Annotated in this window: 24 protein-coding genes and 2 pseudogenes; 15 read left to right on the forward strand and 11 right to left on the reverse strand. The window is 71.6% G+C overall.

The genetic code is table 11. The annotated features are described in order from the left end of the window. Window positions 1–241: 241 nt before the first annotated feature. Complete coding sequence (locus tag KWI83_RS33565) at window positions 242–721, reverse strand: YfbM family protein (protein ID WP_218518167.1); 480 nt, start codon at window positions 719–721, stop codon at window positions 242–244. Here KWI83_RS33565 and KWI83_RS33570 point away from each other — a divergent pair. The 7 genes and pseudogenes from KWI83_RS33570 (at window position 715) to KWI83_RS33605 (ending at window position 10,980) form a co-directional block, all read left to right on the forward strand. Further along, the gene (locus KWI83_RS33570; protein WP_218518168.1) at window positions 715–1,596 is read left to right on the forward strand and encodes a DUF2797 domain-containing protein; all 882 of its coding nucleotides are present in this window, start codon (window positions 715–717) and stop codon (window positions 1,594–1,596) included. The genes KWI83_RS33565 and KWI83_RS33570 overlap by 7 nt on opposite strands. 572 nt (window positions 1,597–2,168) lie before the next feature. Further along, window positions 2,169–2,909 (forward strand): response regulator transcription factor, encoded by a 741-nt coding sequence (locus KWI83_RS33575; RefSeq protein ID WP_256363175.1) that lies wholly within the window; start codon window positions 2,169–2,171, stop codon window positions 2,907–2,909. A gap of 53 nt (window positions 2,910–2,962) precedes the next feature. Then, complete coding sequence (locus tag KWI83_RS33585) at window positions 2,963–5,005, forward strand: HAMP domain-containing sensor histidine kinase (protein ID WP_256363183.1); 2,043 nt, start codon at window positions 2,963–2,965, stop codon at window positions 5,003–5,005. 14 nt (window positions 5,006–5,019) lie between these two features. After that, on the forward strand, window positions 5,020–6,462 hold the full coding sequence (locus KWI83_RS33590; protein ID WP_218518169.1) for a bifunctional glycosyltransferase family 2/GtrA family protein: 1,443 nt from the start codon (window positions 5,020–5,022) through the stop codon (window positions 6,460–6,462). Continuing rightward, window positions 6,459–8,630, forward strand: a complete 2,172-nt coding sequence (locus tag KWI83_RS33595; protein ID WP_218518170.1) for a glycosyltransferase family 39 protein — start codon at window positions 6,459–6,461, stop codon at window positions 8,628–8,630. The genes KWI83_RS33590 and KWI83_RS33595 overlap by 4 nt, the downstream gene beginning before the upstream one ends. A gap of 98 nt (window positions 8,631–8,728) precedes the next feature. Continuing rightward, window positions 8,729–10,178: pseudogene (locus KWI83_RS33600) on the forward strand (MFS transporter); the annotation flags it as partial. Window positions 10,179–10,218: 40 nt separating this feature from the next. Beyond that, window positions 10,219–10,980 (forward strand): TetR/AcrR family transcriptional regulator, encoded by a 762-nt coding sequence (locus KWI83_RS33605; RefSeq protein WP_218518171.1) that lies wholly within the window; start codon window positions 10,219–10,221, stop codon window positions 10,978–10,980. 53 nt (window positions 10,981–11,033) lie between these two features. On the opposite strand, the gene KWI83_RS33610 is transcribed toward KWI83_RS33605, so the two are convergent. Both KWI83_RS33610 and KWI83_RS33615 read right to left on the reverse strand, forming a co-directional pair. Further along, window positions 11,034–11,504 carry a PPOX class F420-dependent oxidoreductase gene (locus tag KWI83_RS33610; RefSeq protein ID WP_218518172.1) on the reverse strand — a complete coding sequence of 157 codons (471 nt, stop codon included), beginning with the start codon at window positions 11,502–11,504 and terminating at the stop codon, window positions 11,034–11,036. 44 nt (window positions 11,505–11,548) lie between these two features. Next, window positions 11,549–11,914, reverse strand: coding sequence for an STAS domain-containing protein (locus KWI83_RS33615; protein ID WP_308122333.1), 366 nt, complete (start codon window positions 11,912–11,914; stop codon window positions 11,549–11,551). A gap of 286 nt (window positions 11,915–12,200) precedes the next feature. On the opposite strand from KWI83_RS33615, the gene KWI83_RS33620 reads away from it, so the two are divergent. Continuing rightward, the gene (locus KWI83_RS33620) at window positions 12,201–12,881 is read left to right on the forward strand and encodes a GAF and ANTAR domain-containing protein (RefSeq protein ID WP_218518174.1); all 681 of its coding nucleotides are present in this window, start codon (window positions 12,201–12,203) and stop codon (window positions 12,879–12,881) included. Between the two features lie 328 nt (window positions 12,882–13,209). Here the strand turns inward: KWI83_RS33620 and KWI83_RS33625 are convergent, their stop codons facing one another. Together KWI83_RS33625 and KWI83_RS33630 are read right to left on the reverse strand one after the other, a co-directional pair. Next, the gene (locus tag KWI83_RS33625; RefSeq protein ID WP_218518175.1) at window positions 13,210–15,723 is read right to left on the reverse strand and encodes an MFS transporter; all 2,514 of its coding nucleotides are present in this window, start codon (window positions 15,721–15,723) and stop codon (window positions 13,210–13,212) included. A gap of 15 nt (window positions 15,724–15,738) precedes the next feature. Beyond that, window positions 15,739–16,197 (reverse strand): MarR family winged helix-turn-helix transcriptional regulator, encoded by a 459-nt coding sequence (locus tag KWI83_RS33630; RefSeq protein ID WP_218518176.1) that lies wholly within the window; start codon window positions 16,195–16,197, stop codon window positions 15,739–15,741. A gap of 183 nt (window positions 16,198–16,380) precedes the next feature. On the opposite strand from KWI83_RS33630, the gene KWI83_RS33635 reads away from it, so the two are divergent. Then, window positions 16,381–16,575 (forward strand): hypothetical protein, encoded by a 195-nt coding sequence (locus tag KWI83_RS33635; protein WP_218518177.1) that lies wholly within the window; start codon window positions 16,381–16,383, stop codon window positions 16,573–16,575. Between the two features lie 50 nt (window positions 16,576–16,625). On the opposite strand, the gene KWI83_RS33640 is transcribed toward KWI83_RS33635, so the two are convergent. From KWI83_RS33640 to KWI83_RS33660, 5 genes are all read right to left on the reverse strand, one after another. After that, complete coding sequence (locus KWI83_RS33640; protein ID WP_218518178.1) at window positions 16,626–17,492, reverse strand: hypothetical protein; 867 nt, start codon at window positions 17,490–17,492, stop codon at window positions 16,626–16,628. Between the two features lie 39 nt (window positions 17,493–17,531). Continuing rightward, the gene (locus KWI83_RS33645; RefSeq protein ID WP_218518179.1) at window positions 17,532–18,467 is read right to left on the reverse strand and encodes an RNA polymerase sigma factor SigF; all 936 of its coding nucleotides are present in this window, start codon (window positions 18,465–18,467) and stop codon (window positions 17,532–17,534) included. 337 nt (window positions 18,468–18,804) lie between these two features. After that, complete coding sequence (locus tag KWI83_RS33650; protein ID WP_218518180.1) at window positions 18,805–19,776, reverse strand: RNA polymerase sigma factor SigF; 972 nt, start codon at window positions 19,774–19,776, stop codon at window positions 18,805–18,807. A 147-nt stretch (window positions 19,777–19,923) separates the two neighbouring features. Then, a complete protein-coding gene (locus tag KWI83_RS33655; protein WP_218518181.1) occupies window positions 19,924–20,217 on the reverse strand; it encodes a Dabb family protein in 294 nt (97 codons plus the stop codon). Continuing rightward, the gene (locus KWI83_RS33660; protein ID WP_218518182.1) at window positions 20,214–20,393 is read right to left on the reverse strand and encodes a hypothetical protein; all 180 of its coding nucleotides are present in this window, start codon (window positions 20,391–20,393) and stop codon (window positions 20,214–20,216) included. Before KWI83_RS33660 ends, KWI83_RS33655 begins: the two co-directional genes overlap by 4 nt. Window positions 20,394–20,907: 514 nt before the next feature. Between KWI83_RS33660 and KWI83_RS33665 the strand changes: the two genes are divergently transcribed. The 4 genes from KWI83_RS33665 to KWI83_RS39370 all read left to right on the forward strand — a co-directional run bounded on the left by KWI83_RS33665 (window position 20,908) and on the right by KWI83_RS39370 (window position 23,520). Further along, window positions 20,908–21,501 (forward strand): HhH-GPD-type base excision DNA repair protein, encoded by a 594-nt coding sequence (locus tag KWI83_RS33665; protein ID WP_218518183.1) that lies wholly within the window; start codon window positions 20,908–20,910, stop codon window positions 21,499–21,501. 67 nt (window positions 21,502–21,568) lie between these two features. After that, complete coding sequence (locus KWI83_RS33670) at window positions 21,569–22,246, forward strand: HdeD family acid-resistance protein (protein WP_218518184.1); 678 nt, start codon at window positions 21,569–21,571, stop codon at window positions 22,244–22,246. Window positions 22,247–23,006: 760 nt separating this feature from the next. After that, a complete protein-coding gene (locus KWI83_RS33675; RefSeq protein WP_308122334.1) occupies window positions 23,007–23,333 on the forward strand; it encodes a hypothetical protein in 327 nt (108 codons plus the stop codon). A gap of 61 nt (window positions 23,334–23,394) precedes the next feature. Next, the gene (locus KWI83_RS39370) at window positions 23,395–23,520 is read left to right on the forward strand and encodes a hypothetical protein (protein WP_256363176.1); all 126 of its coding nucleotides are present in this window, start codon (window positions 23,395–23,397) and stop codon (window positions 23,518–23,520) included. A gap of 91 nt (window positions 23,521–23,611) precedes the next feature. On the opposite strand, the pseudogene KWI83_RS39375 reads toward KWI83_RS39370, so the two are convergent. Next, window positions 23,612–23,870 (reverse strand): annotated as a pseudogene (locus KWI83_RS39375) (ATP-binding protein); the annotation flags it as partial. Window positions 23,871–23,974: 104 nt separating this feature from the next. Here KWI83_RS39375 and KWI83_RS33680 point away from each other — a divergent pair. Both KWI83_RS33680 and KWI83_RS33685 read left to right on the forward strand, forming a co-directional pair. Beyond that, window positions 23,975–24,271: a type II toxin-antitoxin system VapB family antitoxin gene (locus KWI83_RS33680; protein WP_003991361.1), complete on the forward strand. Its 297-nt coding sequence runs from the start codon at window positions 23,975–23,977 to the stop codon at window positions 24,269–24,271. A gap of 122 nt (window positions 24,272–24,393) precedes the next feature. Beyond that, on the forward strand, window positions 24,394–25,035 hold the full coding sequence (locus KWI83_RS33685; protein ID WP_256363177.1) for a LytR C-terminal domain-containing protein: 642 nt from the start codon (window positions 24,394–24,396) through the stop codon (window positions 25,033–25,035). Window positions 25,036–25,090: the final 55 nt, after the last annotated feature.

The following is a 25,090-nucleotide window of genomic DNA, read 5'->3' on the forward strand; positions in this document are numbered from 1 at the left end:
GAGCTACGGACCAGGAGGCCAGCATGCAGCACGAGGGAGGGTCAGAGCTGTGCCGCAGCGTGCCGGACGAAGAGGTCCGTGCCGGACGCGTGCGAGATCTAGCGGGGAACCACGGGGAACATCGGGATATTGGGTAACGGGCCAGCCAGACGCCCGGGCTACTCCGTCGCAGGTCAGAGCCGGAATCACCTCTACAGTACCCAAGCTTCCCAAGCTGAGGTCTCAGCACTGTCGTGGCCCGTCAGTCCAGCCAGACGAGTATCCCGTCGTCCGCCCTGGCAGCAGCCTCGAAGAACTGCGTAAGCCCGTCGTACCAGGGACGCCCCCCCTCCAGCGCACCAGGCTCACTCCATCCGAGGGGATACACCTCGGCGCTGGTCAGTTCAGCAGGATCCACGCCACTGATGAGCTGGCCATAGCTGGTAGCCCGCAGAGCTTCCGCCGCGAGCTGGACCCGCTCAGGTCGCACGTACCTCGGAGGCCCGTACCCCCAATCCTCATCCTCGGCGAACCGCTCCTCACCGTGAATCACGTCCACGGGGAACTCGGCACGCGCCAGCAGGAAGCGGAGCATGTCCCAGGTCTTGTACGTGGTGAAGTGGCGTGCTTCGGCCAGCGCAGGCTCCGTCTCCTCCTCGGCGTCCTGGACCTCTTCGACGAAGTCCAGAGCCCAGTCGGGGTCTTGGTCAGTGGTGCCGCCTACGCTCGGAGTCGATGGCACAGGTGTGGAAGTGCTCGGGGCTGCGGTGGGCGGGCGGTGGTCCCGTGCTCGTGTGGAGTGGGGGACGGCGCAGTGGGCTGGAGCGGGGGAAGTGGGTCAGCTTCGGTGTCACGGAGGGAGGGGTGCGGGCGTGTGTGGGGGCTCGGGGCCATGTGTGTCCCGTGGGGGCCGTCGTGGCGGGGCGGAGTATCGGGGCGCGGTGTGAGGAGTGTGCTCGGCTGGATCGGGCGCATTCCGTGGCCGCCGATGCCGTGCCGGACGATCCGCGGGCCTACCACGTGTATCTGGCGTGGTTCGGGCCCGGCATGGTGAAGGTCGGGATCACCGCCGTCGAGCGGGGGGAGGCTCGGCTGCGGGAGCAGGGGGCCGTCTGTTTCAGCTGGCTGGGGGTCGGGCCCTTGATGGCCGCGCGGCGGGCAGAGGAGATGTTGCGGGCCGCCCTGCGGGTGCCGGATCGGATTCCGTACGCCGCCAAGCGGGCCGTGCGGGCCGGGTTGCCCGGGACGGAGGCCGAGCGGGCGGCTGAGATCGCGGAGCTGCATGGGCGCGCCACCGCCCTCGCCGGGTGGCCGGAGTCGCTGGCGCGCAAGCCGTTCCGGGCGGTGGATCACGTGCGGGTGTTCGGGCTGGAGGGCGTGCCGGATGCCGTTGGGGAGGTGAGTGAGCTCGTCGCCGGTGGGGTGGTGAGCGGGGCGCTGCTCGCTGCCGCCGGGCCCGATCTGCATCTCGACGTCGGCGGACGCGTCGTGGTGCTGGATACGCGGCTCATGAGGGGGTGGGAGCTGGTGCCCACGCACGGGAGCCATGGAGGTGGGCTTTCCTTTCCCGTGCGGGAGTTCCGGGAGGCGGGGGCCTCGCAGGATGGGTTGTTCTGATGCCGTCGTGAGGGGGGCCAGGCCCCTGGCGTCCGCCGGGTGCCTTGTGGTGGTCCCGGGCCCCTTGGGGCAGTGGTCTCCTGGGCGCTCCTTGTGGCGGGCCCCCGGGTCACTTGTGGGGGAGGGTCTCCCGGGTCCCTTGTGAGGGATCTTCCCCGGGGGCCCTCGGTGAGGGGTCTCCCGGCTGCCCTGCGAGGGGCCCCGGACTCAGTGAGGGGGGTCGTCCCAGGGCGCGCCCCTCTGCGGGGAGATTCCGAGAGGGGCCCGTGTGGGGTTTCCCGGCCTCTCGCGGTGCGGTTCCCGGCCTCCGGTGCGGGGTTCCCAGCCCCCGCGGTGCGGTTCCTGAACCCCGGTGTGGGGTCTCTGGCCCCCGCGGCGCGGGGGGTGCCCGCCCTGGGGCACGCCCCGTGCGGGGTCCCCGGCCCCCGGTTGTGGGGCCCCGCGGCCCCCGTGCGGGCCCTCACCCCCGTGAGCCCCACCCAGGCGTCCCCTGTCAGCCCCCTGTGAATTTCTCAGGCAAATCACAGGCTGTCGAAAGGGGCCTCTTAGAGGCTGGCGACAAGGTGTCCACCATGACCACGACCTCGCCCCAGGGGCGCACCGAACTGCTGAGGCCGGACGGGAGCCCCGTCCGGGTGCTGGTGGTGGACGACGAGCTGTCGATCACCGAGCTGCTGTCCATGGCTCTGCGTTACGAGGGCTGGCAGATACGCAGCGCGGGGGACGGCCAGGGTGCCGTCCAGAGCGCGCGGGAGTTCCGGCCCGACGCCGTCGTGCTCGACATGATGCTGCCGGACATGGACGGGCTGACCGTGCTCGGCCGGCTGCGGCGGGAGCTGCCGGACGTGCCGGTGCTGTTCCTGACCGCCAAGGACGCCGTCGAGGACCGTATCGCCGGACTCACCGCCGGTGGGGACGACTACGTCACCAAGCCGTTCTCCCTCGAAGAGGTCGTCGCCCGGCTGCGCGGGCTCATCCGGCGATCCGGTGCCGCCGACCGGCGGTCCGACTCCGTGCTCGTCGTCGGCGACCTCACCCTCGACGAGGACAGTCATGAGGTGACGCGGGCCGGGGAGAGCATCCACCTCACCGCCACCGAATTCGAGCTGCTGCGCTTCCTGATGCGCAATCCGCGGCGCGTGCTCAGCAAGGCGCAGATCCTCGACCGCGTGTGGTCGTACGACTTCGGCGGGCAGGCCAACGTGGTCGAGCTGTACATCTCGTACCTGCGGCGGAAGATCGACGCCGGGCGTGAGCCGATGATCCACACCCGGCGTGGGGCCGGTTACCTGATCAAGCCCGCCGCATCGTGACCCGGCGACGACAGCCGCGCAGGCAGCGGCGGCGAGGGGGACAGCCGCGCACCCTGCGGACGCGGCTCGTCGTCTCGGCGGTGACGCTCATCGCGGTGGTCTGCGCCGTGATCGGCACGGTGACGACGCTGGCGCTGCGCTCGCATCTGTACGAGCAGCTGGACGGGCAGGTCACCGACGCCGCCCGGCGCGCGGTCGGTCCACCGGCCGGGCTGGTGCAGCCGGACGGCGGCGACCGGCTGCCGCGTGACCCGCAGGGCGGATCAACGGCGACCGGGACGGCGGAGGGGACGGCGACCGGCACGGCAGGCGAGACGGCGACCGAAACGGCGGACGGCACGGCGACCGGGACAGTGACCCGCACGGCGACCGGCACGGTGGCCGAAACGGCCGACGGGACGGCGCCCGGCACTACGGGCGAGACGGCTGACGGGACGGCGCCCGGCACTACGGGCGAGACGGCGACCGGCACGGCGACCGAAACGGCCGACGGCACGGTGACCCGCACGGCGACCGGCACGGCGACCGAAACGGCCGACGGGACGGAGCCCAAGACGGCCGACGGCACGGTCACCGAGACAGCCGACCAGCGGCTGGACAACTTTGTCACCAAGGGCCCGACGCAGGCCGACACCGTCGCCGCCGTCGTGGGCGGCGACGGCACGATCACCAAGGCGGTCGTCGCCGTGGAGGAGTCCTCCACGAGCGGTGGCTTCGAGCGGATGAAGGCCGTCGAGCTCACCGCGGCACAGACGGCCGCGCTCGCCGACGTGCCCACGAGCGGTATCCACACCGTCGACATCCCCGGCCTGGGCGAATACCGCGTCCGGTACATGACCGGGGACAAGGGCAACGCCCTGGTCGCGCTGCCGACCGACACCGTCACCAACACGATCAGCACCCTGATCATCGTCGAGGTCAGCGTCACCGCCGCAGGCCTGATCGCGGCCTCCCTCGCCGGTGCCGCCATCGTCGGTGTGGCCCTGCGCCCCCTGCGTAAGGTCGCCGCCACCGCCACCCGCGTCTCCGAACTCCCCCTGCACACCGGCGAGGTCAACCTCAGCGAGCGCGTCCCGGAGTCCGAGACCGACCCGCGGACCGAGGTCGGCCAGGTCGGCGCCGCGTTCAACCGCATGCTCGACCATGTGCACGGCGCGCTGCACGCCCGCCAGCAGAACGAGACGCGGGTACGGCAGTTCGTCGCGGACGCCAGCCATGAGCTGCGTACGCCCCTCGCCTCCATCCGCGGATACGCCGAGCTGACCAGACGGGGCGGAGAACAGGTCGGGCCGGACACCCGGCACGCCCTGGGCCGGATCGAGTCCGAGGCGGGCCGGATGACCCTGCTCGTCGAGGACCTCCTGCTGCTCGCCCGCCTCGACGCGGGCCGCCCGCTCCAGTTCGAGCAGACCGATCTCGTACCGCTCGTCGTGGACACCGTCAGCGACGCCCGAGCGGCCGGAAGAGACCACAACTGGCGGCTGGAACTGCCCGACGAGCCGGCGCTGGTGTCCGCCGACGCGGCACGCCTCCAACAGGTCCTCGTCAATCTGCTCGCCAACGCCCGTACGCACACACCCCCCGGTACGACCGTCACCGCACGGGTGCACAGGCGCGGGCCGTGGCTGTGCGTGGACGTGCAGGACGACGGGCAGGGCATCCCGCCCGAGCTGCTCCCGCGCGTTTTCGAACGGTTTGCGCGCGGCGACTCTGCCCGGTCCCGCTCGACCGGCTCCACCGGCTCCACCGGCCTGGGGCTCGCCATCGTGCAGGCCGTCGCGGCCGCGCACGGCGGTGCGGTGACCGTGGACAGCGTGCCCGGGCGGACCGTGTTCTCGGTGCGTCTGCCCGCGCTCGCCCCGCAGCCCACTCGGTTCGCTCAGCCCGCTCTGCCCGCTCAACCTGCTCAGCCCGCTCGGCTCGCTGAGCCCGCTCAGCCCGCTCAGCCCGCTCAGCCCGCTCGGCTCGCTCGGCTCGCTGAGCCCGCTCGGCTCGCTGAGCCCCCTCTGCCCGTTCAGCCCGCTCCCGCAATGGGCCAGCAGGCGCACTCACAGGCACAGCACAGCGCCAACACACGGGTGCAACAGGGCGCTTGACAAGAGTCGGTGCCATGCGAACCGACTCTTCTCCCGGCACCCTGCCGGCGCGGGAGCACCTCCCGGCCGGAGACACCGGTACGCCTGTCCTGGACGTAGTGATCCCCGTCTACAACGAGGAGAAGGACCTCCAGCCCTGCGTGCTCCGGCTCCACGAGCACCTGACGCGGACCTTCCCGTACTCGTTCCGCATCACCATCGCGGACAACGCCTCGACCGACACCACCCCGCGGGTGTCCGCGCGGCTGGAGGCGCAGCTCCCCGAGGTACGGGCCTTCCGGCTGGAGCGGAAGGGCCGCGGGCGCGCCCTGCGCACCGTCTGGTCGGCCTCCGACGCCCCGATCCTCGCCTATATGGACGTCGACCTGTCGACCGACCTCAACGCGCTGCTCCCGCTCGTCGCACCGTTGATCTCCGGCCACTCCGACCTGGCGATCGGCTCCCGGCTCGCCCACACCTCGCGCGTCGTCCGCGGCGCCAAGCGGGAGTTCATCTCCCGCTCCTACAACCTCATCCTGCGCGGCTCGCTCCAGACCCGCTTCTCCGACGCCCAGTGCGGCTTCAAGGCGATCCGGCGCGATGTCGCCCAGGTGTTGCTGCCGCTCGTCGAGGACACCGGCTGGTTCTTCGACACCGAGATGCTGGTGCTCGCCGAGCGGGCGGGACTGCGGATCCACGAGGTGCCGGTCGACTGGGTCGACGACCCCCACTCCACCGTGCACATCGTCCGGACGGCGACCGAGGACCTGAAGGGCGTGTGGCGGGTGGGCAGGGCCCTGGCCACCGGTTCGCTGCCGCTGGACCGGCTGGCCCGGCCGTTCGGTGACGATCCGCGGGACCGCGAGCTGACCGACGTACCCAAGGGGCTGGCCCGGCAGCTGCTCGGCTTCTGTGTCGTCGGCGGTCTGTCCACCCTCTTCTACCTGCTGCTCTACACCGTCTTCCGGGGCTTCGGCGGTGCCCAGGTCGCCAACGCGTTCGCCCTGCTCGTCTCCGCGCTCGCCAACACGGCCGCCAACCGCCGGCTCACCTTCGGCGTGCGCGGCCGCGTCGGGGCCGTCAAGCACCAGGCGCAGGGCCTGGTCGTCTTCGGCGTCGGCCTCGTCCTCACCAGCGGCTCGCTCGCCGCCCTGAACACCGCGACGACCGACCCCGGCCACTCCACCGAGCTGGCCGTCCTGATCGCCGCCAACCTCGCGGCGACGGTGCTGCGGTTCCTGCTCTTCCGGGCGTGGGTGTTCTCGGAGCGGCGCGATCAGGAGCCCTCCCCCGTACCGACGTACACCAAAGAGCTGTACGCCGCAGATCCGTACACCACCGAGCCGTACGCCGCAGAGCCGTACAGCCCGTACCAGTTCCGCGCCGGTGCCGCCGCGGAGCGCACCACCTGCGGGGACGCCACCCTGCGACTGCAGCCGATGCGTCCGCACGACACCGAGCAGAGGGAATCCCGATGACGACCACGACCACCCTGCGGCCCCCGGCGGCCGACCTGCCGACGGCACCCGCGTCCGGCGAACCCGCGCAGCCCTTCGTACGACGGCTCTGGCGCGGCCGCCCCGAGGACCCCCGCTGGGCCCGCCCGGCCTTCCTCGCCGCGCTCCTCGTCATCGGCGCGCTGTACACGTACAACCTCACCGCCTCCGGATACGCCAACTCCTTCTACTCCGCGGCCGTCCAGGCCGGCAGTCAGTCGTGGAAGGCGTTCTTCTTCGGCTCGCTGGACGCGGCGAACGCCATCACCGTCGACAAGCCCCCGGCCTCCCTGTGGCCGATGGCCCTGTCCGTACGGCTCTTCGGGCTGAACTCGTTCGCGATCCTGTTCCCGCAGGTGCTGATGGCGGTGGCGACGGCGGGTGTGCTGTACGCCTCCGTGCGCCGCCGGTTCTCGGCCGGCGCCGGGCTGCTCACCATGGCGGTCTTCGCGCTGACGCCGGTCGCCGCGCTGATGTTCCGCTTCAACAACCCCGACGCGGCCCTCGCCCTGCTGATGGCCACCGCCGTCTACTGCACCCAGCGCGCGCTGGCGAAGGCGCAGACCAAGTGGCTGGTGTGGGCAGGCGTGGCGATCGGGTTCGCGTTCCTGGTCAAGACGCTCCAGGCGTTCCTGATCCTGCCGGTGCTCGCCCTGGTGTACGTCGTCCTCGCACCGACGACCGTACGCCGGCGGATCGGGCAGGTCCTGCTCGCCGGGCTGGCGATGGTCGTCGCGGGCGGCTGGTGGGTGGCGATCGTCGAGCTGTGGCCGGCGTCCTCCCGCCCGTACGTCGGCGGCTCGCAGAACAACTCCTTCCTGGAGCTGACCTTCGGCTACAACGGCCTCGGCCGGATCAACGGCGAGGAGACCGGCAGCGTCGGCGGCGGCCAGGGCGGCGGCTGGGGCGAGACCGGCTGGGACCGGATGTTCAGCTCCGCCATCGGCGGCCAGATCTCGTGGCTGATCCCGGCGGCGCTGATCCTGCTGGCGGCGGCCCTGGTGCTGACGCTCCCCCACTCTCGGCTTCGCCCGAGCGGGGGCACCCCCATGCTCCAGCGGACGGACACCACCCGCGCCACCTTCCTCCTCTGGGGCGGCTCGCTGCTGATCACCATGGTGATCTTCAGCTTCATGCAGGGCATCTTCCACGAGTACTACACCGTCGCCCTGGCCCCCTACATCGCCCCGCTGATCGGCATGGGCGCGGCCCTGCTGTGGCAGGAGCGCGGCCGTACCCGGGCCTCACTGACGCTCGCCGCCGCGATGACGGCCACGGCTGCCTGGGGGTACGTCCTGCTGAACCGCTCCTCCGACTCCTACCCGTGGCTGAAGTGGGTCGTGCTGGTGGGTGGGTTGGCCGCCGCGCTGGGCCTGGTCTTCGCCAACCGGCTGGGGCGTCAACTGGCCCTCGGTGTGGTCGCGCTGGGCATCTTCACCGGGCTGGCAGGTCCCACGGCGTACACGCTCACCACGCTGGGCGAGGGCCACACCGGCTCGATCGTGACGGCGGGTCCGGCCGTCGCGGGCGGCCGGGGAGGCGGCCCCGGCGGGGGCGGCTTCCCGGGCGGCGGCCAGAACCAGCAGGGCCAGGGCGGCGGCATGGGCCAGCCCCCGACCGGCGGCACCGGCGGCACCGGCGGCTTCCCCGGCCAGAACCAGCAGGGCCAGAACCAGCAGGGCCAGAACCAGCAGGGCCCGGGTCAGAACGGCCAGAACCAGCAGGGCAACACCGTCCCCGGCGGCGGCCGGATGGGCGAGGGCGGCGGTCGCACGGGCGGCATCGGCGGCCTCCTCAACGGCGCCGACGTCACCGACGAGGCCAGGCAGCTGCTGGAGCAGAACGCCGGGGACTACACCTGGGCGGCCGCCGCCGTCGGCGCCCAGACCGCCGCGAGTTACCAACTCGCCACCGGTGAGGCCGTGATGGCGATCGGCGGCTTCAACGGCACGGACCCCTCCCCGACACTCGCCCAGTTCAAGCAGTACGTGGCGGACGGCAGGATCCACTACTTCATCGCCGGCGGTGGCGGCATGGGCGGTTCCGGCGACGGCACGTCGTCGCAGATCACCTCGTGGGTCCAGGAGAACTTCAAGGAGGTCACGGTCGGTTCGGCCACGTTCTACGACCTGACGCAGCCGACGAGCTGACGCCGGTCACCCGCTTCCCGCCGTACGAGCCCATGTGGTGCCCGTACGGCGGGACCTTCTCTTGTACGCCGTACGGGAACTGCCATACGGCGTACAGCATGTCGAGGCTCACCGCGCTGCTGGACAACGCCGTCCTGAACGTGGCGATCCCCTCCCTCACCCAGGGCCGGGCGCGGCCACCTCCGACATCCAGTGGATGATCAACGCCTACTCCCTGGTGCAGCCGGGCCTGCTGCTCACCGCGGGCAGCGCCGCCGACCGCTACGGCCGCAAGAAGATGCTGATCGCCGGTCTGGCGCTGTTCGGCATCGGCTCGCAGGTGGCCGGACTCGCCGACTCCACCGGGCAGTTGATCGCCGCCCGGGCCGGGACGGGCGTCGGCGGTGCGCTGCTGCTGACCACCACCCTCGCGGTCGCGATGCAGATCCTCGCGCCCGAGGAGAACCCCAGGGCGATCGGCATCCGGAGCGCCGTCAACGCGCTGGGCTTCGCGACCGGGCCGCTGATCGGCGGGTTCATGCTGGACCACTTCTGGTGGGGCGCGATCTTCCTGATCAACCTGCCGGTCGTGGCGCTCGGCCTGGTCGCGGTGGTCGCGGTGGTCGCGCTGGTGCCGGAGTCGAAGAATCCGCGGGGCGACCGGCCCGACCTGCTCGGTGCGCTGCTCTCCACGATCGGCATGGGCTCGCTGGTGTTCGCGATCACCTCCGGGCCGGAGCACGGGTGGACGTCCGAACAGGTGCTGGTGAGCGGGGCGTCGCGGTGGTCGTGCTCGGGCAGTTCGCCTGGTGGGAGCGCAGGATTCCGTACCCGATGCTGGATCTGCACTTCTTCCGGGACCGGCGGTTCACGGGAGCGGTGGCCGGTGCGGTGCTGATCACCTTCGGTATGGGCGGGCGTTGTTCCTGCTCACGCAGCATCTGCAGTTCGTACTCGGGTACGAGCCGCTGGAGGCCGGGCTGCGGACGGCGCCGCTCGCCCTGGTCGTGGTGGCGCTCAACTTCTCCGCGGTGTCGGCGAAGTGGACGGTGAAGCTCGGTACGCCGGTGCCGATCGGGCTCGGGATGGTGCTGATGCCGGGCGGGCTGGTGTCGATCGCCACGCCGCCTTGGGGGGGGGTACGCCGGGACGCTGCTCGGGCTGGTGCTGATCGGGGTGCGGTGTGCCATCGCCAGCCCCGCGATGGCGCACGCCATCGTGAGCGCGATTCCGCCCGCGAAGGCCGGGGTGGGGGCGGGGATCAACGGGACGCTCGCGGAGTTCGGCAACGGGCTGGGGGTCGCGGTGCCGGTGGCTGTGCTCAACTTGCGGTTCGCTGCGCTCATTCCGGTGGCGGCGAGTTCGTTGCCTGCGGCGTTGGCTTCGGCGGGGTCGGAGGGGGAGCGGCGGGATATTACTGAGGCGTTCTCGTCCGGGCTGGAGAGCAGTCGGTTGGTGAGGGCGGGGGCTGTGCTGGTGGGGGGCCTGCCGGCGGCGGTGCTGTTGAGGCGGGCCGAGCGGGCGGAGCGGACAGATGCCCCGCGCCCCTTTCGGGGCGCTGCCGCCTAGCCTGGTGTCCAGGGAACCCACTGTTGAGAAAGGTGCGCCGATGGCGAAGGCGGCTGCTGGGCGGGGTCCGCGGGCCAGTGTGTGGCTGGAGGACAAGGCGCGCCGGGGTGGGCGGGGCGGTGGGCAGCCGTCGGGGCTGGACCGGGAGCGGATCACCGAGGTGACCGTGCGGCTGCTGGACGCCGAGGGGCTCGCGAAGTTCTCGATGCGGCGGCTGGCCGCCGAGCTGAACGTCACGGCGATGTCCGTCTACTGGTACGTCGACACCAAGGACGACCTCCTCGAACTCGCCCTCGACGCCGCCTTCGGCGAGCTGCGGCTGCCCGACCCGGACGCCGGCGAGGACTGGCGTGACCAGCTGCGGGCGCTCGCCACCGAGTACCGGGCGCTGCTGGTGCGCCACGCCTGGCTGTCGCCGCTCGCGGGGACGTACCTCAACATCGGGCCGAAGTCCCTCGCGTTCTCCCGGGTCGTCCAGCGGGTGATCCGCAGGACCGGGCTGCCCGCGCACCGCGTGACGGGCGCCATCTCGGCCGTCTTCCAGTTCGTGTACGGCTACGGCACCATCGAGGGCCACTTCTTCGCCCGCGTCGCGGAGACCGGTATGACCCCGGACGACTACTTCCAGCAGGCCATGAGCTCGGTGAGCGAGAGGCCGGAGACCGCCGAGGTCATCCAGGAGTCCAGGGACATCATGGCGGCCCGCGGCGGCGACACGGTCGCCGAGATGATGGACCGGGACTTCACCTTCGCCCTGGACCTGCTGGTGGCCGGCATCGAGGCCATGGTCGAACGGGGCTGACCAGTGCCCCAACCGGCCCTGCCGGGGCACTGAGCAGGTCGGGCGCGGAGCGCTCAGTCCCCCTGCACCAGCCGCGCCGGAAAGCCCCCCGTCGCCACCGGCCCCCACCGCTCCGGTGTGACGCGGATGATCGACTTGCCCTGTTTCAGCATGGCCTCCCGGTACTCCGCCCAGTCCGGGTGCTCCCCGGCGATGTTGCGGTAGTACTCCACGAGCGGTTCCACGGAGTCGGGGGTGTCGACGACCTCGGCGGTGCCGTCGATCTGGACCCACGGACCGTTCCAGTCGTCGCTCAGGACGAGGACGCTGACCCGGGGGTCCCGCTTGGCGTTGCGGGTCTTGGCCCGCTCCGGGTAGGTGGACACCACGATCCGGCCCGAGTCGTCGACTCCGCAGGTCAGCGGGGAGGCCTGCGGGCCGCCGTCGGCGCGGCGGGTGATCAGGAGGGCGTGATGGCGGGGGCGTACGAAGTCCAGGAGTTCGTCGAGCGAGACGCGGGTGTTGGTCGCGATGTTCGGTGCCATGGACCGCAGCCTAGGGGGAGCGGCGCCCGCGGAGGCTGACCCTGTCAGGGGTATGTTCCCGCCGCCAGCGCTTCCGCCACGTCGTCGTACACCGGTACGTCCCGTCGTACGCCGGTCACCTCCAGGACCCGGTTCGGTACGCTGTCCGGGGCCGCCACCACCCGGAGCCGGACGTGCGGCGGCAGATGGTGGCGGACGTCCGCGACCAGCCGGGCGCCCTGGGAGTCCATGAACTCGGTCCCGGTGAAGTCCAGGACCAGCAGGCGCAGCTCGTCGGCGCGGGCGTCGGCGGTGGCGGCGACGGCGGCGTACAGGGCGGCGCCGTTGCCCAGGTCGATCTCGGCGGGCAGGGCGAGCAGGGTGCAGCCGGGCAGATCACGCACCCGGCACGGGTTCGGGAAGTGGGTCACGGCACTCACCTGGCAGACGTCGGTGGGAGACGGCAGACGATCGTCCGGTTCCGAATTCCGAAGGTGGCCGCTTCCTGACCCGTCGGCCCATTCCATCACGCCCGCCGTCCGGTTCAAAGGTGTCCGGAAAGACCGTCAGCCGGGCGTCACCCGAGTGCAACAGAGCAGATAAAGTGCTCTCCGTCCTGTGCTCGCAGTCGGGAATGTGCTGCGGAGCTCTCCTGCGCACGGCCGTTGGCCGCGCTCGCTGAAGAGGTTCGTGGTGACTGCGTCCGAGTTTTCTGGTTTGCCCCGTTTTCCGGCTGGCTTCGAGCTGGCCGAAGCACTGACGGTGGCGGCGCAGCAACTGCACGAGACCCTCACCCCGGACACCACCCTGAACACCGCCGTACGGCTCGCGGTGCGGCTGCTGCCGGGCGCCGAGTACGCCGCGATCTCCGTGGTCGAACGGGCCGGCCACCGGCGCACCGTGGCCTGGAGCGACGAGCTGGTCCGCACCGCCGAGGGGCCCGGGAGCGAGGGGGCCCGACCGCCGTACTGGACCCGGCTGTGGAGCGCCCCCGTCGTCCGGCTCGCCGACAGCGAGGCCGAGGAGGGTGGCGACGGCCCGGCCGGTCTCGGGCTGCGCTCGGCGCTGGCGCTGCGGCTGCGGGCCGACAAGCGCAGCCTGACCGTGCTCACCGCCTACGCCCGCAAGCCGCACGCCTTCGACGACGTGGCCACCAGGATCGGCCGCCTGTTCACCGCGCACGTCAGCATCGCCCTGGACTCCGCGACCGTCCGCGAGCAGCTCACCGAGGCCATGCGCACCCGTGACCTGATCGGGCAGGCCACCGGCATCGTGATGGAGCGCATGAACATGGACGCGGCGGAGGCCTTCGACAGCCTGGTACGGGCCTCCCAGCGCGAGAACATCAAGCTGCGCGACCTCGCCCGCCGCCTGGTGGACGCGCATCCCCCGGGCTGACGGGCGCTCACGCCACCGGCAGATGCCCAGATGCAGGGCGACGGCACCCACGCCGGAGTGCGCCGGGTCGATGGTCCACGGCCCCGGCGGCAGCTCCGCCCCGCCCTGCCGGGCCGGCGTCACCGTGCCGACCTCGGCTCCCGCCCGCTCGCTGTGACTCGGCCCGCAGCACCTGCGTGCCCCTGGGGTCCTCCCCCACTCTCGGCTTCGCCCGAGCGGGAGGTGCCCCCGTCGGTGACGAACCGCGTGCGACACGGCCCATCCGTCCCGGGTACGGAACCGGCCCGTGACGGGGCACCCGCCACGGGCCGGAGGTGGTTCTTTTGAACTACTCGCCGGGGTGCGCGAGTTCGATGTCGTGGCCGTCGACGCCGCCGCCGGTGACCGTCAGCGCGGCCGCCACCGGCGGGTAACCGGTCGCGATCACCGTGTACTCGGCGTCGTCCAGGTCGGTGAAGGCGTACGCCCCGTCCGTCCCGGTCGTCGCGGTGCCGACGACGTTGCCCGCCGCGTCGACCAGCGTCACGCGCGCGTCGGCCAGCGGCCCGTGCGGCGCCCGTACGACGCCCCGCACCCGGGCCCCCGCGTCCAGGTCGACCTCGACCCGGGTGACGCCGGTGCCGCCCACCTCGACGGGCAGCGCGCACGGCCGGAACCCGGCGGCGTTGACGGCGACGGTCACCGGCCCGGGCACCAGCTCGGCGAAGCCGAACTCGCCCAGCTCCCCGGTGGTCCGGCTGCCCAGCAGGTCGCCGCGCACATCGGTCACGATCACCATCGCGTCCTTCACCGGCAGCGCGCTCCCGGCGGCCCGCACCACACCGGTCAGCCCGCTGGTGCCGCTCAGCAGGATGTCGTACGACACCGGCCCACCGTTCACCACGATCGTGGACGCCTGCGGCTGGAACCCGTCGGCGGAGGCGATCAGGACGTACGAGCCCGTGCCCGGCGCGTCCACCGCGTAGGAGCCGTCGGCCTGCGCGACCGAGCGGCCGAGCTGACGGCCGGAGAGGGAGATCAGCGTGACGGCGGCCCGCGGGACGGGCGCGTGCTCGGCGCCGCGGACATGGCCGCGCACCGGAACGCCGCCGGAGACCGGGGGCTGCTCGGTGGCCACGGCGACCGCGGCCGCGAGCCCCTGCGTGCCGTCGGGACCGGCCTCGGTGTCCGCCACGACCGCCCAGCTCGGGACCGGCGCCGCGGTCGGCGCCGCGGTCCGGGCCGGGGCCTCCTCGGCCGCCGCCTGCGCCAGCGCGCCCTTCGTCCTCAGCGGGACCTCCTTGATGAACAGCGAGCACAGCAGCGCGAGCAGCGCGATGGGCGCGGCGTAGAGGAAGACGTCCGCGATGCCATGGCCGTAGGAGCTCTCCATCAGGGTGCGGATGGGGCCGGGCAGGGCGTCCATGTCCGGGATGCCGCCGCTGGAGGGGCTCGATGCGGCCAGCGCGGCGGCCGACTTCGGGTCGAGGGCGGACGCGCCGTCCTCGACGTAGTGCGTGATCCGGTGGGCCAGCACCGCGCCCAGCGCGGAGACGCCGACCGCGCCGCCGAGGGAGCGGAAGAAGTTCACCACCGAGCTGGCGGCGCCCAGCTCGCTCGGGGCCACCTGGTTCTGCGTGGCGAGCACCAGGTTCTGCATCATCATGCCGATGCCGAGGCCGAGCAGCGCCATGTAGACGGCCACGTGCCAGTACTCGGTGTCGTACCGGATGGTGCCGAGCAGGCCGAGCCCGCCGGTCACCAGCACCCCGCCGGCCAGCAGCCACGCCTTCCAGCGTCCGGTGCGGGTGATGACCTGGCCGGAGACGGTGGAGGAGAGGAACAGACCGCCGATCAGCGGGATGGTCAGAACGCCGGACATGGTCGGCGACTTGTCCCGGGCCAGCTGGAAGTACTGGCTGAAGAAGATGGTGCCGGTGAACATCGCGATGCCGACGAACAGCGAGGCGAGCGAGGCCAGCGTGATGGTGCGGTTGCGGAACAGCCGCAGCGGGATGAGCGGCTCGCTCGCCCTGGTCTCGATCAGCACGAAGACCGCGAGCAGCGCGACCGTGCCGCCGACCATGGCGTACGTCTGCCAGGACACCCAGTCGTACTTGTCACCGGCGAAGGTCACCCAGATCAGCAGCAGGCAGACCGCGGCGGTGATGAAGAAGGCGCCCGCCCAGTCGACCCTGACCCGCCGCTTGACGACCGGCAGGTGCAGGGTGTGCTGGAGCACGATCAGGGCGATGACGGCGAAGGGGACGCCGACGTAGAAGCACCAGCGCCAGCCGAGCCAGTCGGTGTCGGTGATGACACCGCCGATCAGCGGGCCGCCGACCATCGCGGTCGCGAACGTCGCGCCGAGGTAGCCGTTGTAGCGGCCGCGCTCGCGGGGGGAGATCATCGCCGCGAGGATGATCTGGGCCAGCGAGGACAGACCGCCCATGCCGATGCCCTGCACCGCGCGGAAGGTGATCAGCGTCGCCGGGTTCTGTGACAGACCGGCCGCCGCCGAGCCCAGCATGAAGATCACCAGGGCTGTCTGGATCAGCAGCTTCTTGGAGAAGAGGTCCGCGAGCTTGCCCCACAGCGGGGTGGACGCGGTCATCGCCAGCAGCGACGCGGTCACCACCCAGGTGTAGGCGCTCTGCCCGCCGCCGAGGTCCTTGATGATGTCGGGCAGGGCGTTGGAGACGATCGTCGAGGACAGGATCGCCACGAACATGCCGAGCAGCAGCCCGGTCAGCGACTCCATGATCTGCCGGTGCGTCATCGGGGCGCCCGAGCCGGGTGAGCCGTGGGCGCCTCCTGAGTGCCTGGCGTGGGCCCGCACACCGGCTGGTGTGGATGTTGCCATGGGCTTCCTTTTCTCTTACTTCTCTTGCGTGTTTGCGGGTGTACGGGTGCAGTCGTCGAAGCTCGCCCGGAGCCGGGTCATCAGCTCGATGAGCCGGCCGACCTCGTCGTCGGTCCAGTCGCTCAGCCGCTGGGCGAGCAGGTGTGTGGTTCGCCGGTACAGCTCGTCGAGCTGGTCCCGGCCGCTGGGGGTCAGGCGGAGGATGCGGGAGCGCTTGTCCGCCGGGTCGGGGGAGCGTTCGATCCAGCCCCGCTCGGCGACGTGCGCGACATGGCGGCTGGTCACCGACAGGTCCACGCTGAGCAGCTCGGCGAGCCTGCTCATGCGCATGTCGCCGTGGCGGCCGAGGAGCGTCAGGACGGCGGCGGAGCCGCTGGGGCACTCGGACGGCAGGATCCGCCCCATCTCCCGCTTCACGGCGCCGAAGGCGCTGAACTGACGCGCCAGTTCCTCGTACTGCGCCCGCTCTGCCATGACCCCTCCCAGTTAAGTTGCTTAGAGCAACCATAGGAAATGTTGGTTGCCGCAGGCAAACGAAATGGGGGGTTCGGCCATAAAAAGTTGGCAAAGGCAAGTATTGCGAGCGTAAACGCGCAGGTCTGGCGCGTGCGACCCCCGCTTGGGCAGCCCCCGGGGTTTTCGCTAGGGTCTCGGGGCATGGCTAACAACCAGGGTCCCCAGGGCAACCACGACCCCGCAGGCAACACCCAGATGTTCCGCGCGTTCGTCGACGAGGCCCCGCAGGGCCGCCAGCAGGCGGCCGCGCCGGCCGGGCCGCGGATCGGGCTGATCGTCGGCATCGTGGCGGCCGTCGCCATCGTCGCCGCGGTCGCCTGGCTGGCGCTGAAGTAACGGGCCTCGCACTCCCGCCGGACCGGCTGTCAGTCTCACCGGACCGGCTGTCAGTCCCAGTGGACCGAGACGTCCCGCGTCTCGATGCGCATGCCGAGCGGCACCCGCCAGGACTCGACGCACACCGTCCAGGTCCTCTGCGTCCGCGCCCCGGCCGCGATCGGCGCCGGGAGGTCCTCGGCCGACTCGATCGTCCCCCAGTCGATGCCGAGCGCGCCGATGATGTGCGTGCCGAAGGTGACCGTGCCCGAGCGCACCGCGGTTCCGCCGGTGTTGTGGAACGCGACGGTCACCTTCTCGCACCAGCGCTTGTCCGTGGGCTCCCGCACGGGCGGGCTCACGCTCAGCTCGGCGGGTCCGACGGGTTCGGTAGGTGTGGCGGGCTCGGTGGGTGTGGGGGAGGGCGTCGGGGGCGGCGAAGGCTTCTCCGGGCGACCGGGATTCTCCCCGTCGGCCGAGGGTGGGCCGGAGCCGGGAGCCGGGGTGGGGTGAGCGCCGCTCGTGGCGCCCGGGCCGCCGGTGGTGGCGCCCGGGCCGCCGGTGGTGGCGCCCGGGCCGGTGGTGGTGGCGCCCGGGCCGCCGGTGGTGGCGCCCGGGCCGGTGGTGGTGGCGCCCGGGCCGCCGTTCGTGCCCGGTACGGGCTCCGGATCCCGGCTCGCCGGAGCTGAACTCGGCGCGCCCCGCGGCGCGTTGTCCGGGCCCGGCGTCTCGGGTCCGTCGAGCGGCACCAGCCGTACACCCTCCGTCGGCGCCCCCGCCGTACGCCCGGACGGGCCGCCGCCCGCGCCGACGGCCACGTATCCGTCGTCGGCGCCGCCTCCTGCGTACCCGGCCAGCACGGCACCTGCGCAGACCACGGCCGCCGACACGCCGATCACGGCGCGGCGGCGGCCACGGGTCCAACTCCTGGGAAGCATCGCGCCAGTGTGGCTGACGGTCCGTCAGGAAGGAAGGGGTCAGTCGGAGATGAGGCCCTCGCGCAGCTGGGCCAGCGTGCGGGTGAGCAGGCGGGAGACGTGCATCTGGGAGATGCCGACCTCCTCGCCGATCTGCGACTGGGTCATGTTGGCGAAGAAGCGCAGCATGATGATCCGCCGCTCGCGGGGCGGGAGTTTGGCCAGCAGCGGCTTGAGGGACTCGCGGTACTCCACGCCCTCCAGCGCGCTGTCCTCGTAGCCGAGCCGGTCGGCCAGGGAGCCCTCGCCGCCGTCGTCCTCGGGGGCCGGGGAGTCCAGCGAGGAGGCCGTGTAGGCGTTGCCGACCGCGAGGCCGTCGACGACGTCCTCCTCGGACACGCCGAGCACGGTGGCGAGTTCGGTCACCGTCGGGGAGCGGTCCAGCTTCTGGGACAGTTCGTCGCTGGCCTTCGTCAGGGCCAGGCGCAGCTCCTGGAGGCGGCGCGGGACGCGCACCGACCAGGACGTGTCGCGGAAGAACCGCTTGATCTCGCCGACGACCGTCGGCATCGCGAACGTCGGGAACTCCACGCCGCGTTCGCAGTCGAACCGGTCGATCGCCTTGATCAGGCCGATCGTGCCGACCTGGACGATGTCCTCCATCGGCTCGTTGCGGGAGCGGAAGCGGGCCGCCGCGTAGCGCACGAGGGGGAGGTTGAGCTCGATCAGGGTGTCCCGGACGTACGCCCGCTCCGGGCTGTCCTCGTCGAGCGCGGCGAGCCGCAGGAACAGGGAGCGGGACAGGGTGCGGGTGTCGATGTCCGCCGAGGCCTGCAAGGCCGGGAGATCTGCGGTCGGAGGGGCCGGGGCCGGCTCGGCCGCCAGGGCCGGGACGTCATCGATGGGGTCGAGCGCGTCGTGCGCGTCGAGCGCCTCGGGCGCTGTCTCGCTCTTGGTGAGCGTGAGCACCTTCGAGCTGCCCTGGTCTGCGGACATGCCACCCCCTTTGGGTCGCGGGACGGTCGCGGCGGACGCTCCTCGTGCGGAGCGCAGCCTTCACCTGAATACCGGCGCCGGGGCACCGGCAAACGCGCTTCCCGCAGAATGTCACATGTCGGCAACACGCTGTAGTGACATGTCGACATGCGAGATGCGAATACGCCCTGGAAAAAGGGGGTCTGACGGTTTTTCGGGGCCGGTTCGTCGGCAAAGTGCCTGGTGAGCGATTCGCTCTCGCCGGTGATACGTCGATCGCGCTTTCGGTTGTGCGCCGGTTCGATTCGCGGTTGCGTCGGTGATCCCGTCGGCGGTTGCGCCGTACGGGGTGCACCGGTTATGTGTCGATGCGGTTCGCCGAACGCAGGCGCTGAAAGCTACGCGCGAGTAGCCGGGAGACGTGCATCTGGGAGACGCCGAGTTCCGCGCTGATCTGTGACTGGGTCAGATTGCTGTAGTAACGCAGCAACAGGATCCGCTGCTCGCGCTCGGGCAGCTGGACGAGCAGATGCCGTACGAGGTCGCGGTGCTCGACGCCGTCCAGGGCCGGGTCCTCGTAGCCGAGCCGGTCGAGCAGTCCGGGCAGCCCGTCACCCTCCTGGGCCGCCTCCAGTGAGGTGGCGTGGTAGGAGCGCCCGGCCTCGATGCAGGACAGCACCTCCTCCTCGGTGATGCGCAGCCGCTCGGCGATCTCGGCGGTGCTCGGGGAGCGCCCGAAGGCGGTGGTCAGGTCCTCGGTGGCGCTGTTCACCTGCACCCACAGCTCGTGCAGTCGGCGGGGTACGTGGACCGTGCGGACGTTGTCCCGGAAGTACCGCTTGATCTCGCCGACCACCGTCGGCATCGCGAATGTCGGGAACTGCACGCCCCGGTCCGGGTCGAAGCGGTCGATGGCGTTGATGAGGCCGATGGTGCCGACCTGGACGACGTCCTCCATGGGCTCGTTGCGGGAGCGGAACCGGGCGGCCGCGTAGCGCACCAGCGGAAGGTTGGCCTCGATCAGTGCCCCGCGCACCCGGGTGTGCTCCGGTGTGCCCGGCTCCAGCTTTTTGAGCTGGGCGAACAGCACCTGTGTGAGCGCCCTGGTGTCGGCGCCCCGGCTGCTGCGCTGTGGCGCGGGTTCGGGTGCGGGGGTGGATGCGGGTGCCTGTGTCTGGGTCTGTGCCTGTGTCTGGGTCTGTGCCGGTGCTGGGGTGGATGCGGATGTGGGTTCGGGTGCGGGTGCGGGTGCTTCTGGGGTGGGTGTCTCCTGGGGCGGGGCTTGAGGCGCAGTACTGGCCGGCACGGTCAACTCCACCTCGTGATCCATCAACTCATCCGTCAAAAGCGGTCATAGCATCACAAGACATGTCCACTGTGTGCAAGCACCGCATAATGCCGTGTTGAGGGCAAGTTGGGGCATAAGACGCGCGAGAGCCCCCCGCTGTTCCAGCGGAGGGCTCAGCGGTCGTACGGCCTAGAACTCGTAGTCGGCGATCACCCAGGTGGCGAACTCCCGCCACAGCGTGACGCCCGCCTGGTGCTCCGGGTGCTCCGCGTACCGGCGCAGGGCGGCCTGGTCGTCGAACGAGGAGTTGATGGCGAAGTCGTACGCGACGGGGCGGTCGCTGAGGTTCCAGCCCAGTTCCCAGGAGCGGAGCTCCGGGATCTTCCCGTCGAGGGCGCGGAAGATCTCCACGCCCTCGGCCACGCGGGGGTCGTCGCGTTCGACGCCCTCGTTGAGCTTGAAGAGGACCAGGTGGCGGATCATGACTTTCCTCCGTTGGCGACCCAGGTCATGAAGTCGCCGATGGCCTTGGCGGCGTCCGATATGCCCTCGAACCCTATCTGGACGTAGTCGGCGGCCTTGGCCGGATCAGTGATGATCACGTACAGCGCGAAGACCACGAGTACAAAGACGGCGATCTTCTTCGCATTCACCGCCACCGCGGCCTCCCTTGCCCCTGCTGTGCCTGTTGGAACGCCTGTTTGCCGGCCGCGAGTGTAGCTTCACGTCTTATTTGACGACCAACGGCGCGCTGAACGAGGCGGAGGAAGGGCTGGCCCGCGCGGTGAGGGACAGTCAGCCCGAGGCCGTCGTCCCGTGGCTGGCGTCCACGGACCTGCAGCGGCTGGTGGACATCACGCTCGTCTGGGCCCAGCGCTCCGGCTCGATCCGCTGCTGCGGGCGGGCGTCCGGCTCACCACGGAGCACGCGCCCAGGCCTTAGGTGTATGGACCTGCTCCTCCAGGGCGGCACCCGCCACCCGGACGTGACTGCCCCCCGACGGCGTCCGCCCTGGTCGGGTACCGCGGCCTGCTCGACCACGAGGGCCGCTCCTTCCCGGACCGGCACCGCCACATGACCCCGGTCTCGGCGGCCTACGCCCCATGCCCCCTGCCCGGCACGCAGCCCCCGCACTGGGAGGCGGCCTGACGGCCGACGCGGGATCATCGGTCCATGGACGTCACTCTGCACCTCGCACAGGACCCCGAGGCCGACGAGCTGCTCGGGCGCTCCCCGCTCGCCGCGCTGGTCGGGATGCTGCTGGACCAGCAGATCCCGATGGAGTGGGCGTTCAAGGGGCCCTCGACCATCGCCAAACGGATGGGCGCCGACGACCTGGACGCGCACGAGATCGCCGCGTACGACCCGGAGGCGTTCGCGGCGCTGCTCTCCGACAAACCGGCCGTGCACCGCTACCCGGGGTCGATGGCGCAGCGGATCCAGCAGCTGTGCCAGTACCTCGTCGAGCACTACGACGGTGACGCGAGCGCCGTCTGGGAGGGCGTCGGCGACGGGCGGGAGCTGCTGAAGCGGCTCCAGGAGCTGCCAGGGTTCGGCAGGCAGAAGGCGCAGATCTTCCTCGCGCTGCTCGGCAAGCAGCTCGGCGTGACCCCCGAGGGGTGGCGGGAGGCCGCGGGCGACTACGGCGCGCCCCGGTCCTTCCGGTCCGTCGCCGACATCACCGGGCCCGAGTCGCTGGCCAAGGTGCGGGCGCACAAGCAGGAGATGAAGGCGGCGGCGAAGGCCGCCAAGGCCGCGAAGAAGTAGCGCCCGGCGTCAGCCGACTGGACCGCTCCGGCGTGCGGGAGGCCCGGTCGCGTTCCCAGCATGGAGCATGACCGAGCCACCGAGCGGCTCCCGCTGGGGACCGGAGTTCGACGACCGGCACATACACGCCACCCGTGCCCCGCACGCGCCGAGACCGCCGTACGAGGGTCCCGAACCGCCCTTCGAGGGCCCGCTGCACCTGCTGTCCCGGGCGGCCTGGCAGGCGGTCCTGGTCACCGGCGTCGGGTCCCTGATCCTGGGCGTCCTGGTCCTGGTCTGGCCCGGTGCCTCACTGCTCGTCGTCGGTGTCCTCTTCGGCCTCTACCTCCTCTTCAGCGGCGTCCTCCAGCTCGTCTCCGCCTTCGGCACCCACAAGACGACCTCCCTGCGCGTGCTGGCGTTCGTCAGCGGCGCCGTGTCGATCCTGCTGGGGCTGTTCTGCTTCCGCGGGGCCATGCAGTCGCTGCTGCTGCTCGCGCTGTGGATCGGGATCGGCTGGCTGTTCCGCGGCATCACCCAGACGCTGGCCGCCGCCTCCGACCCGGCGATGCCCGCCCGCGGCTGGCAGATCCTCCTCGGCGTGGTCACCGTCCTCGCCGGGGTCGTCCTGATCGTCTCGCCGTTCGAGTCGGTCGCCGTCCTCACGGTGGTCGGTGGATGCTGGCTGGTCGCGGTGGGCGTGGTGGAGATCGCCACGGCACTCCGCATCCGGGCTCGCGCCCGCCAGGTCCCACGCGAGGTGTGATCGCCGTGACCGTGAGTCCCAGTGCGCCACCGGACCTTCCTGACATATGCCCGGGTCCCGCCGGTACGTGGCCGGGCTGGGCGGATATGTGGCCGGGGCGGGCGGATAGGTGGCCGAGCCGCACCGACAGGAGGCCGGGTCCCGCCGGTACGTGGCCGGGGCGGGCGGATATGTGGCCGAGCCGCACCGACAGGCGGCCGGGTCCCGCCGGTACGTGGCCGGGCTGGGCGGATATGTGGCCGGGGCGGGCGGATAGGTGGCCGAGCCGCACCGACACTCGGCGGGGTCCCGCCGGTAGGTGGCCGGGCCTCACCTGCATGTGGCCGCGTCTCACTGGTATGTCCCCGTGCGCCGGTACATGGTCGGGTGTCATCGGTACGTCCGCGCGTCTCATCGGCACGTCCCCCCATCGCGCTGGTATGTGGCTGGGCCTCACTGGTACGTCCCCCCGTCTCACCGGCACGTCCCCGCGTCTCCTCGCTCCGTGTCCCCGCCGGACCCGGACGTCTCCGCGTCTCACGAGTGCGCCACCGCGTCTCCTCGCTCCGTGTCCCCGCCGGACCCGGACGTCTCCGCGTCTCACGAGTGCGCCACCGCGTCTCCCCACTCCGTGTCCCCGCCCCACCCGAACGTCTCCACGCCTCATAGGCACGCCCCCGCGCCTCCCCGCCATACCCCCGCCCCCCACCGCTACGCCGAGTGGGCGGATTCCACCCGCCGGGCGACGGGCGTCGTACGCCTGCCGGGGAGATGACCTGCTGTGAGCACGTCCCCGCAGTCCCGCCGCGCCGTGCGCCGTCGTACCTGGCCACGGGTTCTCGCGCTGCTGCTCGCGCTGCTCCTGCCGATGGCCCACGCGGAGGCGGCGGTGCCCGTCGTCGCCGTGGTGGGCGAGGTGGCCGAGGCCGATGTGCTCGACACGGCTCTGCGGCCGCCGGGACGGGGCACGCTTCGGCCCGTGGTGCCGCAGCGCCCGGTACGGCCGCCCGCCCCCCTCGCGCGGAGCACGCCGGTCCACTCGCCGCAGGCGCGGACAGGGCCGCCGTACCCATTGCGGACCCTGCGCTCGGTGGTCCTGCGCTGCTGACAGACCCTGCCTTCCCCCACCCAGACCCAGGTCAGTCGGTACGACGCAAGGAGGCACAACCATGCCCTCGGATCCCTACGCCGTCCTGCGCGCCCTGGTGCGCGCGGAGGCCATGCGTAACGCGCCGAAGACGGAACTCAAGGACACCAAGCAGCCGCAGCGGCCGCCCAAGAAACCGAGCCGCTGAGCCGTCGGCGGAGGCGGATCCACCGCCTCCGCCGCGCCGTGCCGAAGATCGAACGGGTGATCTCCCGCCCGATCCGGGTGCCGATGGAACGGGCCAGGGACGTGAAGACGCCGCTGCCGATGACCTGCTCGACGACGCCCGCGACCAGGCCGTGCCGGTTGAGCGTCGGCAGGGGGATGGGACCTGGGCGTCGGGCAGGCACGGGCCGTCCCACAGCAGGGCGCCCAGATCCAGCGCGGGCCCGGTGAACGCGTACCCGGCGGCGATCTTCAGGGCCTCCTGTGGAGGGCGGGAGCGCTGCCGGGCGCCTCGGGGCCGGTGGCCGCGGGCACGGTCTCGCTGTCACTCATGTCAGATCCCTGTTCCGTTTCGCCCCGGTTCACGGCATCTTTTCCGGCGTTGCGCTCCCTCTCCATGGCTGCGCCCGGAACGTCTTGACCGGTAGGCTTTCCGTGTGATCTTCAAGCGCATCGGAAACGGCCGGCCGTACCCCGACCACGGCCGGGACAGCACCCGGCAGTGGGCGGACGTCGCGCCGCGCCCGGTCCGCCTCGATCAGCTCGTGACGACCAAGCAGCAGCTCGATCTGGAGACCCTCCTCGCCGAGGACTCCACGTTCTACGGCGACCTCTTCGCGCACGTCGTGAAGTGGCAGGGCGACCTCTACCTGGAGGACGGCCTGCACCGCGCGGTGCGTGCGGCGCTCCAGCAGCGCCAGGTGCTCCACGCGCGCGTCCTAGAGCTGGACTGACACCCCGCGCGGGCTCTCGGAACGGCACCGGCCGGTCACGGCTTGGCCCTTTCGGGTTCTCCTGAGCGGCGTCAAATGATCATCTAGTAGGCAGCGCCGCCCAGGCGCACTACGCTGCGCTCATGAGCATGCTGACTCCCCCCGGCATGGGCGGCCAGTACCGGATCACGGGGGACAAGTACCCGCGGATGCGTCCAGCCCGTCGGCGCGGCAGGCTCGTACTCGTCGTCACCGCGTCCGTCGTCGTGATCGGCATCCTCGGCTGGGGCACCCTGCAACTCGTCAACGTCTTCACCGGCGGCGGCGACCGGGCCTCGGCAGCCGGTACCAAGGCGGACTGCGCCACCAAGGCCAGCCCCTCGCCCAGCCCGACCGTGGCCGTGCCGCAGCCCCGCGCGGTGACCGTCAACGTGCTCAACGCCACGACCCGCAGCGGCCTCGCCAAGCGGACCGCCGACGAACTGAAGAAACGTGGCTTCAGGATCGGCGAGGTGGGCAACGCGCCGCAGCAGTGGGACAAGAAGGTGAAGGGCACCGGGCTGCTGATCGGCCCCGCCTCGGCCCTGAACACCGCACTGCCGGTGCTCGCCACCCAGCTCCCCACCGCCGAGCGCAGCACGGACCCCACGCGAAAAGGACCGGCCGTCGACCTGATCATCGGCAACGGCTTCAAGGAACTGGCGCGGAAGACCGACGCGGACCGCGCACTGGCCGAGCTGACCGCACCGCGGCCGACGGCGACCGGGGTGAAGACGAGCTGCTGAGGGGCGCGGAGCGGCGAGGGGGTGTGGAGCGGTGAAGGACGGCTGCTGAGCACGA

Source organism: Streptomyces sp. TRM70350, assembly GCF_019219825.1.
Lineage (GTDB): Bacteria > Actinomycetota > Actinomycetes > Streptomycetales > Streptomycetaceae > Streptomyces.